This window comes from Aerococcus sp. UMB1112A (assembly GCF_030230715.1).
Lineage (GTDB): Bacteria > Bacillota > Bacilli > Lactobacillales > Aerococcaceae > Aerococcus.
Map to the genome: position 1 here is coordinate 1 of NZ_JASPDS010000028.1, position 14,033 is coordinate 14,033.

A 14,033-nucleotide genomic window follows, 5' to 3' on the forward strand; every position below is an offset into this window, starting at 1 on the left:
ACTAAATATTGCCTCGTATACTTTAGCAACTTTATACCAATTTATACTTGACTAATCGTAGGAACTAAGGGTGTGAGACTTGGCGCTTAGCTCACTTGACTGGAGCCCAAAAGAAAAAGGGACTGGAGTTCTTACCCCAGCCTCTTCTTGTAGCATACATATCTTCAAATTATATCTTAACGCGATAACTGCTTGCGGGTCAATTGGCGGTTGTAGAGGAAGGTGACTAATCCCCCTGTAAAGATAATGAAATAGCCGAGAATACTCCAGCCATCAGGTACCTGGCCAAGGAAGATGAAGCCGAGTAAGCCACTGAAGACAATACTGGAATAGTCAAAAATAGAGATCTCATTAGCTGGTGCAAACTTATAAGCCAGGGTAATCCCGAACTGACCGAAGCTGGCAGCTAGGCCTGCCCCTAAAAGAGCCAATAAAGCTTTTTGGTCGAGGGGGACATAGTTAAAGATTAAATACGGCACACAAACTAAGCAGGAGAAGCCTGAAAAGAAGGCCACCGTAAAGGCGCTGGGGACTCCCTGCTTGTTGAGCTGACGGACCGCAGTATAGGCTCCGCCCGCACTCAAGCCCCCAAGGATAGCGACAAGGTAAGGCAGAAGATCGGCTGTCGCTCCAGTCGGTTTGCTGACTAAGAGGACTCCCACAAAGGCAAAGCCCAGGGCGATTAAATGTTGCTTATCCATCCGCTCCTTGAGAAAAATCGCTGAAAAAACAAGCGTCGCAAAAGGCGCCAGCTTATTGAGAACCGAAGCGTCAGAAAGAAATAGGTGATCGAGGGCGTAGTAATTACAGAAGACCCCAATCGTCCCCAAGATCGACCTTAAGAGGAGGGTCTTCCAGGGCAATTCGCCTACCTGGACCTGGTTCTTAACTTGGGACCAAGACCGCATCAAGAGGGTCAAGGCAACGACGAAGGCAACAATATTTCTAAAAAAACTCTTTTCAATAGTGGGAAGGTCTCCGGCTAAGGGGATGCAAAGATTCATCACAGCAAAACCAAAAGCAGAGATCAAGATGGCAATAATGCCCTTATTACGATTTGTCACAGCAGCATATCCTTTCTATCCTTTACATTTCAATATCTCTACCCTACATGCTTTCGAGCCTGAATTCAAGCCCTTAGACTCCTCTTTTTATTAGGCTTAACTTGCCTTAACCACTTAATACATAGGGTCCATTTATTGTGAAATAAAAAACTTGTATGGAAACCCACTTATACATAGCCTATATTTATGCTATTATCTTTTCAATAAGTTTTTTCTAATTATTTTGTAAGGAGTTGTTCATTATGATCATCGAATTTAAAGACGTCGAAAAGTATTACGGCGACTACCACGCCCTAAAGGCCATTAACTTAGGCATCCAAGAGGGCGAAGTTGTCAGTATCATCGGGCCCTCCGGTTCAGGCAAGTCAACCCTTATCCGCTGCATCAACGCCTTGGAAAAGATTTCCAGTGGACACCTCTATTGCGATGGTCGGGACGTTTCCAACCCCAAAGAAAATATCCGCCAGGTCAGACGCGACTTTGGCATGGTCTTCCAACATTTTGAACTCTATCCCCATAAGACCGCGCTTGAAAACATCACTCTCGCCCCTCTCAAGGTCCTCAAAAAGGCCCCGGAAGAAGCTCACGAACGCGCGGAAAGATTATTAAAGCGGGTAAATCTCTGGGACAAGCGCGACCACTACCCTAGCCAACTCTCCGGTGGGCAAAAGCAACGGGTAGCCATCGCCCGTGGTCTCGCCATGCGGCCCAAGGTCCTCCTCTTCGATGAACCAACTTCCGCCCTCGACCCCGAAATGGTGGGCGAAGTCCTCAACGTCATGAAAGACATTGCCGAGAGCGACAAGATGACCATGGTTGTCGTCACCCATGAAATGCGCTTTGCCAAGGAAGTCAGCACACGGACCCTCTTCATGGAGGCTGGCGAAATCATTGAAGACCGGCCCAGCCAGGACTTCTTCTCCCAACCCCAAAGTCAACGGGCCAAGGACTTCCTCCAAGTTGTTAACGCTTATTAGTCAGGAGGTCATCTCATGAAAAAAGGACACTTACTCTTGCTCTTAGTCAGCTGCTTGACTTTGCTCGGGGCCTGCGGAAAAAATAGCCAAGCGCCAAGTATTTTAGACAAGATCGAAAGCAGCCAGACCCCACATATCCGTTGGGGGATCAAAAACGACACCCGACTCTTCGGCTACTATAATATTGCCAAGCAAGAAGTGGAGGGCTTCGACATTGATATTGCTAAGGCCCTGACCAAGGAAATTGCTGGGCCTCAAGCCCAAGCCGATTTCGTCGAGGTGACGTCGAAGACGCGGATCCCCCTCCTCAAAAATGGCAATATTGATGCCATTATCGCCACCATGACCATCTCTGAGGAACGGAAAAAGCAGGTGGATTTCACAGATGTTTATTTCGCCGCCGGACAATCCTTGCTCGGCCCAGAAGACTCGCCCCTCCAATCGGTCCAGGACCTAGGCCCCCAAAACACTGTCCTAGCCGTTAAGGGATCCAGTTCCGCAGAATCCATCCGCAAATTTGCTCCCCAGGCCAAGGTCCTCGAACTGGAAAACTATGCCGAAGCCTTTACTGCCTTGCAATCCGGCCAGGGCGACGTTATGACAACCGACAATGCAATTTTGCTAGGTATCGCTGACCAGAATCCTGGCTACCGCTTGATCGGTGAGGCTTTTACCAAGGAACCCTATGGCATTGCCATCGACAAGAGTCAAAAAGACTTCCGTGATGAGGTCAACCGGGCCTTGGTTAAAATTAAAGTGGATGGGACCTATGATAAGATCTTCCATAAATGGTTCCCAGATGCTGGCGAAAGCGCCAATGCTAAAAATTTAAAGGAGGCCTAGTATGTTTACCCTTTTGCACGACTACCTACCCCTCTTATTAGAAGGCTTTGCCCGCACCCTCCTCGCCTCTGCCATTGCCCTAGTCGCCAGCTTCCTCTGGGGGAGCTTGGTGGGGATTTGGCAGAGCGCAGGCAAGGGACTTCTGAAAGTATTCGCGACCACTTATGTCGAAATCTTTCGCAATATTCCGCTCTTGGTCATCGTGATGTTCTTCTACGTCGTCCTCCCCCTCTTTTCGATTAAACTCTCAGGTTTTACATCTGGTGTGATCGCTCTGAGTCTCTATACTTCATCCTTTATTGCAGATATTATCGCAACAGCTATCAAGGCCATTCCGCGCGGCCAGTTCGAAGCCGGCCTCTCCCAAGGTTTCACAGCTCGACAATGCATGGCCTATCTCATCTTTCCCCAAGCCTTCCGCCAATCTCTACCTGCTTTAGGCAACCAGGTCATCAATCTGGTGAAGAATTCCTCCATCCTCGCTATGGTGGCGGGACTCGACCTTATGTATTATGGGGACCTGGTCGCCCTAGAGACCTTCGACACCTTCGCAAGCTATAGCCTGGTCGCCGGCTTCTACCTCTTGCTCACAGTTCCTCTAACCCTATTCATACAAAAACTTGAAAAGAATTATAGCCTCTAAGGCACGAAAGGAGTTTCACAATGGACTTTTCCGGTGCTTTTCAATGGATTAATATTAACTTCCTCCTCCAGGGCCTCTGGGTAACGGTCAAACTCACCTTACTCACCATTAGCCTCAGTCTATTCTTCGGCAGCCTCCTAGGTATCCTGCGCTATCTCAAGCTGCCCATTATCTCTAACATGCTGGGCTTTCTCATCGACACTGTTCGCAACCTCCCCCTCTTGTTAATTATCTTCTTTACTTACTTCGCCCTACCCCAAATCGGAATCAAAATGGATATCTTCTGGGCAGCCGTAGCCGCCATGACCCTTTTTGAATCGGCTATGATTTCAGAAATTATCCGGGCTGGCATCCTGGCCTTGCCTAAAGGACAATTCGAAGCTGGCCTAGCAACCGGACTCAGCCGCAGCCAGACTATGGCCTACATCATCATGCCCCAAGTCTACCGGACCATGGCCCCCTCCATCGTCAGCCAGCTCATTGCCCTCATCAAGGACACCAGCCTGGCCACCATCATCTCCCTGCCCGAACTCATGCACAACGCCCGCATCATCTACGGCCAAAACTCCAGCTACATCCTCGGCACCTTCGCCCTCGTCACTATCATGTACTGGCTCATCTGCTACACCCTCTCCCAAACCACCCAGTATCTTAATAAGGGTGTGAGCAAGAGCGCTTAGCTTTGGATGATTGGAGAAAGTCAGAATAAGAGCGAAGCATTCGCTCGTTTCTGACTTGTGAAATCACTCCAAGCCTGCCAAGTCGAACCCGACTAAGGGGGTGAGGGCTGACGCTTAGCTTTCCTTCACTAGAACAAATCAGCAGAACCAGTCTATATGAATTAGCCAATGAAGAAGACTAACAAAATATATTTTTTCTTATCATTCCCCAAGCGTTTCATTCGTTTTTTGCGATGACTTTCGTTATAATAAAAATAGATCGAAACTGAAATAATAGAAAAGGAGTGTTGGTATGGGACTACTCGTTAATGGCGAATGGCGCGACCAATGGTATGATACAGAAAGCACAGGTGGGCATTTCGAACGTGATGCTGCTAAATTCCGTAACTGGGTGACTAAGGATGGTCAACCAGGCCCTAGCGGTGAGGGTGGCTTCAAGGCCGAAGCGGACCGCTACCATCTCTATGTTTCCTTAGCCTGCCCTTGGGCGAGTCGGGTTTTGATGATGCGGAAGTTGAAGGGGCTAGAAGAAATGATCAGCCTCTCTGTGGTCAACCCCTTGATGGCTGAACACGGTTGGACCTTTGACGAGGCAGATGGCGTGATCAAGGATCCGGTCATCGACGCGGACTACCTCTATCAAATCTACACCCATGTGGCCCCAGATTTCTCTGGCCGGGTGACGGTACCCGTCCTCTATGACCTCAAGCAGGATACCATCGTAAGCACCGAATCTTCAGAGATTATCCGCATGCTGAACTCTGCCTTCGATGAAGTCGGTGCTAAAGAAGGCGACTACTATCCTGAAGACTTGCGTGAAGAGATCGACCAGTGGAACGACAAAATCTACGATAACTTAAACAATGGCGTCTACAAGGCAGGCTTTGCGACCGACCAAGCTGTCTATGAAGAGGAAGTGGCCAATGTCTTCAAGATGCTCGATGAACTGGAAGCCCACTTGGAAGACCACAGCTACTTGGCCGGTGACCAATTCACAGAAGCAGATATCCGTACCTTCACCACCCTGGTCCGCTTCGACAGCGTCTACCACGGCCACTTCAAGTGCAACTACCATCAATTAGTAGATTACCCTAATCTTTGGTACTATACCCGTAAGATTTACAACATGCCAGGAATTGCCGATACAGTAAATTTCCAACATATTAAAGAACACTACTACCGTTCACACGACACCATCAACCCAAACGGTATCGTTCCAGCAGGCCCTATCCTTGACTGGAGCTTACCTGAAGACGAATAAAACAAAAGTAAATACAAACACAAAAAGAACTTCTAGCACTAGGCTAAACGAGCCAGTCTAGAAGTTCTTTTTTAGCCTTCTAACCATTCCTCAATACGCTCAATAAAGATATCCGCATACTTGGAGGCCTTGACCTGGCCTACCCCGCTGATGTCAAGAAAGTCATCATAGGTCTGGGGCTTCTCTTCAGCCATTTCCAAAAGGGTCTGGTTGTTAAAGATAATATAAGCTGGCACCCCTTCATCTCCTGCAAGTTCATAGCGGAGCTCGCGCAAGGCTTCGAAGAGCTCCTCATCGCGTTCAGACAATTGACTGGCCACCGCTGTTTGCTGAGCCGACTTAGCTTGGCTGTGCGCCTTATAGGGTCGCGCTTTGATGGTCAGTTGCTTGTCTCCCTTGAGCAGGGCCTTGGAGGATGGAGTCAGTTCAAGGCCCTTGTATTGATTGAGGCTGAGGTAACCTTGGGACAGCATTTGGGAGATAATATCCTTGACTTCCTTCTCCGAATAATCTGCTAAGAGGCCGTAGGTAGATAAGCTATCGAAGCCCTTGTCCCGCACTTTCTGGGCCTTGCTGCCGCGGAGGACATCACAGACCATGGTCATGCCATAAGCCCAGCGCATGCGAACCAGGCAAGAGAGTACCATCTGCCCTTCCCGGCTGGCATCACGGACATCGACGTCCTCTAAGCAACCTGAACAATTCTGGCAAGGCTCAGCCAAGTTTTCGCCGAAATAGCTTAAGAGGTACTGGCGCAGGCAGCCGGCATAATCGGCATAGTTAATCATGGCCTGGAGACGGCGCTCAGAGCTTGGATCCTGGCTCTGTCCGATCAAGAATTTAGCCGCGACAATATCCTTGGCATGGTAGAGGAGGATGGCTTCAGCAGGCAAGCCATCACGCCCTGCCCGGCCTGCTTCTTGGTAGTAGCTCTCCAGGTCTGTTGGCATGTTATAGTGGATCACCTTACGCACATCCGGCTTATCAATCCCCATCCCAAAGGCATTGGTTGCTACGATCAGGTTGACTTCTTCATAGATAAAGGCATTCTGACTGGCTTCACGCTCCTCAGCAGACAGACCGGCATGGTAACGAACGACCTTAAACTTGGCCTGGCGGAGCTGGTCATAGAGCTGGTCGACTTGTTTGCGGGTATTGGCGTAAATAATCATGGCCTCTTCCGGATGCAGCTCTTGGCGGAGGGCCTCCCACTTAGACTGGGGCTCTAAGACGCGGAGTTTCAAATTGGGCCGGTCAAAGGAATTCACCACCAGCTGAGGGTCTTCAAGTCCCAATTGCTGGATAATATCCTGGCGTACATAAGCCGTGGCCGTCGCCGTAAAGGCCGAAACGACTGGACGCTGGTCTAAAGCTTCAATAAAGCCGCCAATTTCACGGTAAGAAGCGCGAAAATCATGGCCCCATTGGGAGACGCAGTGGGCTTCATCCACTGCCACTTGACTCAGATTAACTTCCCGCATCCAATCGATAAAAGCTGGATGGTTTAACCGTTCCGGAGCCACATAGAGCAAGTCCAAGTCCCCTTGACCTAGGGCCTGGCGCAGGTACTGGACCTCTTCCCAGGACGAAGCCGAATTGAGATAGGCTGCTCGAATGCCATGCTCATGCAAGCTATCCACCTGGTCTTTCATCAGCGAAATCAGCGGAGAAATTACCAAGGTTAAGCCCTCCATCGCCAGGGCGGGCAGCTGGTAGCATAGGGACTTTCCCCCACCTGTCGGCAAGACGCCTAATACATCCCTACCGTTTAGAATTGCCTCTACAATCTCCTCTTGTCCCGGCCGGAACTGGCTATAGCCATAGTGATAGGCTAAGAGGTCTTGAATGGCCATGTCATCGCTCCTTTTCTTAATCTGTACTTATTTTACTAGAATCCTCCCACATAATAAAGAAGCAGCTGGTTAAGCAGAAATTTCAGTAAAAAATTCTGAACAAAAATTATAAGTCAAGTAAAGACCATCAATCCATATTTTCTATATTCTTAGGGGATTCATAAGGCTAATTAAATGCTATAATTAAAGTATTAGCTTTTTTCAGAAGAAAAATATTTCATCTTTCTTCTGCATCCTAAGCCAGGCTAATTGAGAAGGTAGGTTTTATTATGTACTCTGTGTTATCATCTGCTGAACAGCGCCAACTGCGCTTACTGCACATCCTCTATCGTTCGACCGACTGGATTACGATGATTGAATTAGCGGAAGCCATCGATTGTTCGGACCGCATCCTAAGCAAGGACTTGTCCTATATTGAGAATAATTTTTCCTCTTATTTGACGATTGAGCGGTCAAAATTCGGTATCCGTGGCATCTATGCCCCTTCTGTTGACTACTATACCTTCGTTCGCCTCTACATGAGGGACTCAGTCGCCTTCAATATTCTAGAACAGATCTTTTTTCACCCGGATATCTCCACCCAAGAAATTTCTGATGAAATCTTTGTCAGCCCATCAACCGTTTACCGGAATATCAATCTTTTGAACCAGGCCCTGCGCAGTCAGTTTAATTTTGAAATCTCCAACAATCCCTACCGCTTCGTTGGCCCTGAGACCAATATTCGTCTCTTCTTTATGTTCTTCTTCCGCGAAAAATATAGTCCGCTGGAATGGCCCTTCGAAGAGGTTAACTTGCAATATTGTGAGCTCTTCCTCAGCACCGCCTGGAAGGTGACCTGCCACCAATACACTAACGCCTGGTTCCAAGCAGGCAAACTCTTACTAGCGATCGGCATCATCCGCACCCAAAAAGGCCATCTCATCCAATCCAAGGATATCCCCCTCTTTAAGGGGATCTACCAGGACCTCATCGACGAACTCGAGAAAAATGACGACCTCAAAAACATGGAGCAGAATTTTAACTTTAAGTTGAACTTGACCAATGCCGTCCAACTCTTCATGCCCGTCCTCAACCAGAATATCTATGTCGACCTCCGTAACTTCCAGGCAGAAATCAGTGAACGCCCACTCATCCAGCGCTCGGTGGAATACCTGAACCAATTTCTGGATACTATCTGCCTAGAAGCCCATGTCCATATCGAGCACCGCGACCGGCTCATTCTCAGCCTGCATAACTATGCCTTCTTAACAACCGTCGCAGATATTCAAAAGGACAGCCTCTTAATCGACCGGAAGGCAGACTACATCGAAACCATGTCCCACTTCTACCCCGACCTCTATGACCTCATTGCCAAAGAAAGCGAGCATTATTTCCAGTCGATCGGTCTCAAACCGCTTCCCTACGGCCTGACCAATTTCATCTATGCTCTCTATACCGGCTGGGAAAAACTTCATACCCAGATGCACCTGGCCCATCAAAAGCTGGTCGCCTATATCGTCAGTAATTATTCCAGCGACCACGCCCACCGCATCCAGGACGCCTTGAACAACCGTTTTGGCTTAGTGATCGACTTCCATATTTATAAGCAATTCCCACTCAAGCGCAAACTGATTGAAAATATCAAATGCGACCTAATCATCTCAACCTTCGATATGCCGCATGACTTCAAAATCCCCAACCTCTACGTCCAAACCCTACCTACCGAGCAGGACTACAACTGGCTGGCCGCCTTCCTCAAACAAAAACGCCAGCAAGAACGTCATTAGAGAAAAAAACCAAGCCACTGCTTGGTTTTTTTACGCTTTATTTTTGATATAAGCATCCAAACTTTGCCGGACTTCTCTGATATCTTGGGCTGTAGTGCCACAGCAACCGCCAATAAAGCGAGCTCCTTTATCATACCAATCAGTCACCCAGTCACTGATGGACGCCTCCTCTTGCCCTTCAAATTGCTTGGTTTCCGGATTGTAGGTCCCTCCTAGATTAGGGTAAACAATAAAAGGTTTGAGGGCAGAAGGCCGCATGGTATCCAAGGCAGGGTTTACCCAAGCCGCTGGGCAGCAGTTGACACCATAGGCAATAATTTGCGGATGCCAATCCAACAGCGTCTGTAAATCTTCTAAGGCTGTGCCATCACTCATATGGTAAGGATCCTTAAGGCTGACAGTGAGACAGGCTTTTTGGTCGGGGAACTTTTCCAAGAGCTTGAGCAGGGTCTTCACTTCCACAAAATTAGGAATAGTTTCAAAGAAAATTAAGTCCACTCCCGCTTCAACCAAGAGGGCAAAGCGCTCCGCATGGAAGGCATAAAGCTCTAAATCAGAGAGCTCATAATCCCCCCGATACTCTGACCCATCCGCTAGAAAAGCGCCATATGGTCCGATAGAGCCAGCCAACCATTTCTCCTGGTCGCCTCCACTAGTAGTCCGCGCCTGCTTGGCTAAAAAGACAGCCTTACGCATCAAGGTTCGCGCCTCAATATTCTTATGCCCAGCCTTGACAAAACCTTCCACACTGGCTTGATAGGTGGCTGTAGTGGCTATATTAGCTCCCGCTTCAAAGAAAGCTTGGTGGGCTGCTTTAATCGCCTCAGGAGCTCTCTCCACAAGTCGGGCCGTCCATAGGGGATGGTTGAGTTCCTCTTCATAAGCTTGTAATTCCGTGGCTAAGCCCCCGTCGAGGATAACGACCGCTTCCTTTTCCAGAGCTTTTTCAATATCCGACATCAGCTTTCATTCCCTTCTCTTATCAGTCTCTTAAGCTTAGCATAGCCCAATCATGAAGAAAAGAAAAAAGAAGTGCTCACAAGGAACACTTCTTTTCTTCTTAAATGTGGAGGCCTGCGCCTGGTCCCAGGGGTAGGTTGAAGACGTACCAAGCAACTAGCATGAGCGTCCAAAAGACAAGGAAGGCGATGGAATAAGGGAGCATTACGGAAATGAGGGTTCCTAGTCCTGACTTCTTGTCGTAGCGCTGCATAAAGACTAGGATCATGGCGAAGTAAGACATTAAAGGCGAAATAATATTAGTCGATGAGTCCGCCACTCGGTAAGCCATTTGGGTGAGTTCGGGGGAAAGTCCGAGTTGGAAGAACATGGGCACGAAAATCGGCGCCATAATCGCCCATTTGGCTGATGCTGAGCCGATAAAAAGATTGACAAAGGCCGTTAAAAGAATGAAAGCTAGGATCAAAGGAATCCCTGTTAAACCGACCGTCTTCAAGAATTCAGCACCTGAATTGGCCAATAAGAGGCCCAAGTTAGTATAAGAGAAATAAGCAATCAACTGGGCTGCGAAGAAGGCCAAAACAATATAAGAAGCCATAGACTTCATTGAAGCCGTCATAGCGGCCACGAAGTCATCCGATGAGGAAATCTTCTGAGTCTGCCGGCCATAAGCCAAGCCAGGAATGGCAAAGAGTAAGAAGATATAGAAGATCAAGCCATTGTTTAAGAATTCCTGCAAGTCGTACTGGCCCGTCGCCTCATTCAAGGAACGGAGGGGGGCCCCTTCAGGAACCATAGCCAGGGCGGATATAACGAGGAAGACAAGCAGAGCAATTCCAGCATGCTTGAGTCCCCGGTTTTCATCTGGAGTCAGGGCTTGGTCATCGTGGACCGCATTGCCCTCGTAGTGGCCCAGGTGGGGTTCTACAATTCGGGTGGATACCCATGTCCCTACTATGGTTAAAACGACGGTGGAAGCCATGATAAAGTACCAGTTGCCAGTGATTGATACAGTATGTTCAATTCCTACACTGTCCAAAGCAGCATTAGTAATCCCTGTCAAGAGAGCATCAGTCGGTCCAAACATCAAATTAGCCGAAAAGCCGCCCGATACCCCCGCAAAGGCCGCTGCTAAACCAGCAATCGGATGGCGGCCTGCTCCTGCAAAAACAATAGCTCCCAGCGGAATAACCACCACATAGCCCGCGTCCGAAGCGATATTTGAAATGACCCCTGCGAATACCACGACTGCCGTAAGCAGGCTATCTGGAACCTGGGTGACCAATTTCTTCAGGGCAGCTCCAATCAAGCCTGTCCATTCAGCCACGCCCACACCGAGCATGGTAACGAGGACCGTCCCCAAGGGGGCAAAGCCCGTAAAGTTCGTTGTGGCATGGTTGAAGATATAGCGGAAGCCTTCACCACTCAAGAGCGACACCGCTTCTACTGTCACTTGCTCATTGGCCTTGGCATCGAAATAGTCTGCACTGGCTCCCAGTTCCGCAAAAATAGCGGATAAAACCATTATAATGACAGATAATATAATAAAGATAATCACGGGATGGGGCAAACGGTTCCCTACCCGCTCCACCCAATCGAGAAAGGACTGGAGTGGCGTCTTCTTTTCTACTTCCATTATTTTTCCTCCTTAGCCGACATAATTTTGCCCTATTTTAACATTAACAGGTCAAAATTACGACTATTTTTTAATATTATTTTAACTTTAGCCATTAATTATTAATCTTATAGGATGAGCCACAGCTAAAGATCATTAAAAAATAGTGGCCTCGTGATAAAAAATTTAACAGTTTGTGAAAAGTTATGCCAAAACAACTGACAACGCTTTCAATTTGTACTATAATAAGTCTGAGTTTGCATTATTATATTACTCAAAGGAGGTTTATTAATGTCTTTTACTAATTTAAAAGAATTAATTGAAACTGCAACAGAAGAAGATAAAAAAATCTACCAACTGATGCTAGAAACCGAATCAGAATACCAAAAGAAAAGCATTGAAGACTTGCGCCAAGCTATGGCTGACCAGTTCGATGTGATGGTAGAATCCGTGCGTAAGGGGACCAAAGAATCTGCTATGTCCCAAACAGGGATCACGGGTGGTGACGGCCACCGCCTTTATGAATACGTCCACGATGCTGGGATGGATTCCTTGGTTAACCCCGACACCTTAGAAGTAGCCGCTAATGCCATGGCCGTTAACGAAGTCAATGCTGCCATGGGCCGGATTGTAGCTACACCAACAGCTGGTTCTGCGGGTATCCTACCTGCTGTTATCACCCACATGTATGATACCGGCAAATATGAGAAAGATGAATTAGTTAACGCCATGTTCACTTCATCAGCACTTGGCCTAACCATCGCCAACCAGGCTTGTATCGCCGGGGCTGAAGGAGGTTGCCAAGCCGAAATCGGTTCTGCGACAGCTATGGCTGCCGGTGCCCTAGTCGAACTCAAGGGCGGGACACCTGACCAAGTCGGCCATGCCCTCGGTCTAGCCTTAAAGAACTCCCTCGGCCTAGTTTGCGACCCAGTAGCTGGTCTGGTTGAAGTGCCTTGCATTATCCGTAACGGCCTCCATGCCATCACTGCCCTAGCTGCTGCTGATATGGCCCTGGCTGGCGTGAAGAGCGTTATTCCAGCTGATGAAGTCATCGGTGCCATGTATGATATCGGTAAAGAAATGCCTGCTTCCTTGCGTGAAACCGGGATTGGCGGCTTAGCTGGTACACCAACTGGTAAGTCTATCAAAGAAGAAGTCTTTGGCTCGCGTGGTGAACTGGAAATGAATACCAAGACCGCCAATTACAAGTCTGCCTATGATATTATTGGTCCCGTAATGGTTGGTCCATCTTCCTCTCACACGGCTGGTGCTGCCCGGATCGGGAACCTCGCCCGTCAACTCTTGGGTGAAGAGCCAGAAGAAGTGATCTTCAGTCTGATGGATTCCTTCGCTAAGACCTACCAAGGCCACGGGACTGACCGCGCCTTAATCGGTGGCGTTCTCGGTTACGATACCTTTGACCCAAATATCGCAGACGCTGAAGAAATGGCGGAAAAAGCTGGCCTCAAATACCACTTCCTTGAAGCTGACTTTGGCAACTACCACCCCAATACCGTACTGGTTGACCTATGGGGAGCTAATAACTACATCAGCGTGATTGCTAGCTCCATTGGTGGGGGCAAGATTGAAGCTCAAAAAATTGGTGAATACGACATTAAATTCTCTGGTGAACGTCCCACCATCTTTGTTTACCACAAAGATAAAGTTGGTGTCATTGCAAAATTAACAGACTACCTGGCTGATAAAGGTTTCAATATTTCCTTCATGATGAACCAACGCCAAAAAATCAATGGCCCAGCGATTTCTGTCTTTGAAGTCGATACCGATGTTTCAGACGAAATCCTAGATGATCTGAAGAAAGAATTCCCAGATATTGAAAAACTTCAATATGTTAATGTAAATTAGAGTTTTATCCAAGCTGAGTCGAAAGGCTCAGCTTTTTTGTTTTAGAGATTTTGTTAACAAATCAAATTTGATAAAAAGCACAAAAAAGCCACGGCTGAACCGTGGCTTCATATCTATATATAAGGAGGAGCTAATGCAGTCCCTCCTCAACTCTTGCGGGGGCTTTATCCCTCAAGCTTTATACTGGAGGGGTGTGCTTTCAAACATTTGTACTTTTATATCTACTTCATAAATCACAAAAGAGCCTCCAACGAGGCTCTTTTATTTTCCGGTGTTATGTTGCCAAACAGCTCTGCTCACACCCTTAGTTGGGTTCGAGCTTGGCAGACTCGGAGTGATTTCACAAGTCAGAAACGAGCGAATGTTTCGCTCTTATTCTGACTTGCTCCAATCATCCGAGTCTAAACGCCAAGTCTCACACCCTGTAGTTCCTACGATTAGTCAAGTATAAATTGGTATAAAGTTGCTAAAGTATACGAGGCAATATTTAGTAGACTGATTT

Annotated in this window: 11 protein-coding genes and 1 pseudogene; 8 read left to right on the forward strand and 4 right to left on the reverse strand. The window is 47.8% G+C overall.

Annotation, left to right across the window (positions count from 1 at the left end):
* Positions 1–176: 176 nt before the first annotated feature.
* Positions 177–1,064 carry a DMT family transporter gene (locus QP860_RS09880; protein WP_070617399.1) on the reverse strand — a complete coding sequence of 296 codons (888 nt, stop codon included), beginning with the start codon at positions 1,062–1,064 and terminating at the stop codon, positions 177–179.
* A 242-nt stretch (positions 1,065–1,306) separates the two neighbouring features.
* On the opposite strand from QP860_RS09880, the gene QP860_RS09885 reads away from it, so the two are divergent.
* From QP860_RS09885 to QP860_RS09905, 5 genes are all read left to right on the forward strand, one after another.
* Positions 1,307–2,041 carry an amino acid ABC transporter ATP-binding protein gene (locus QP860_RS09885; protein WP_284912681.1) on the forward strand — a complete coding sequence of 245 codons (735 nt, stop codon included), beginning with the start codon at positions 1,307–1,309 and terminating at the stop codon, positions 2,039–2,041.
* A gap of 15 nt (positions 2,042–2,056) precedes the next feature.
* Positions 2,057–2,884: a transporter substrate-binding domain-containing protein gene (locus QP860_RS09890; RefSeq protein WP_284912683.1), complete on the forward strand. Its 828-nt coding sequence runs from the start codon at positions 2,057–2,059 to the stop codon at positions 2,882–2,884.
* A gap of 1 nt (position 2,885) precedes the next feature.
* Positions 2,886–3,527 (forward strand): amino acid ABC transporter permease, encoded by a 642-nt coding sequence (locus QP860_RS09895; RefSeq protein ID WP_284912685.1) that lies wholly within the window; start codon positions 2,886–2,888, stop codon positions 3,525–3,527.
* A gap of 20 nt (positions 3,528–3,547) precedes the next feature.
* Positions 3,548–4,207, forward strand: a complete 660-nt coding sequence (locus QP860_RS09900; protein ID WP_284911286.1) for an amino acid ABC transporter permease — start codon at positions 3,548–3,550, stop codon at positions 4,205–4,207.
* A gap of 292 nt (positions 4,208–4,499) precedes the next feature.
* Positions 4,500–5,468: a glutathione S-transferase family protein gene (locus tag QP860_RS09905; RefSeq protein ID WP_070617410.1), complete on the forward strand. Its 969-nt coding sequence runs from the start codon at positions 4,500–4,502 to the stop codon at positions 5,466–5,468.
* 71 nt (positions 5,469–5,539) lie between these two features.
* Here QP860_RS09905 and recQ read toward each other — a convergent pair whose 3' ends face one another.
* Positions 5,540–7,321, reverse strand: a complete 1,782-nt coding sequence (recQ, locus tag QP860_RS09910; protein ID WP_284912687.1) for a DNA helicase RecQ — start codon at positions 7,319–7,321, stop codon at positions 5,540–5,542.
* A 269-nt stretch (positions 7,322–7,590) separates the two neighbouring features.
* Between recQ and QP860_RS09915 the strand changes: the two genes are divergently transcribed.
* A complete protein-coding gene (locus tag QP860_RS09915) occupies positions 7,591–9,087 on the forward strand; it encodes an AcpB/EbpR/MafR family transcriptional regulator (protein WP_284912689.1) in 1,497 nt (498 codons plus the stop codon).
* A gap of 30 nt (positions 9,088–9,117) precedes the next feature.
* On the opposite strand, the gene mmuM is transcribed toward QP860_RS09915, so the two are convergent.
* The gene (gene mmuM, locus QP860_RS09920) at positions 9,118–10,047 is read right to left on the reverse strand and encodes a homocysteine S-methyltransferase (protein ID WP_284912690.1); all 930 of its coding nucleotides are present in this window, start codon (positions 10,045–10,047) and stop codon (positions 9,118–9,120) included.
* A gap of 100 nt (positions 10,048–10,147) precedes the next feature.
* Positions 10,148–11,683, reverse strand: coding sequence for an AbgT family transporter (locus QP860_RS09925; RefSeq protein WP_070617423.1), 1,536 nt, complete (start codon positions 11,681–11,683; stop codon positions 10,148–10,150).
* Between the two features lie 270 nt (positions 11,684–11,953).
* On the opposite strand from QP860_RS09925, the pseudogene sdaAA reads away from it, so the two are divergent.
* Positions 11,954–12,835 (forward strand): annotated as a pseudogene (sdaAA, locus tag QP860_RS10565) (L-serine ammonia-lyase, iron-sulfur-dependent, subunit alpha); the annotation flags it as partial.
* Between the two features lie 12 nt (positions 12,836–12,847).
* Positions 12,848–13,531 (forward strand): L-serine ammonia-lyase, iron-sulfur-dependent subunit beta, encoded by a 684-nt coding sequence (gene sdaAB, locus QP860_RS10570; protein WP_284911295.1) that lies wholly within the window; start codon positions 12,848–12,850, stop codon positions 13,529–13,531.
* Positions 13,532–14,033: the final 502 nt, after the last annotated feature.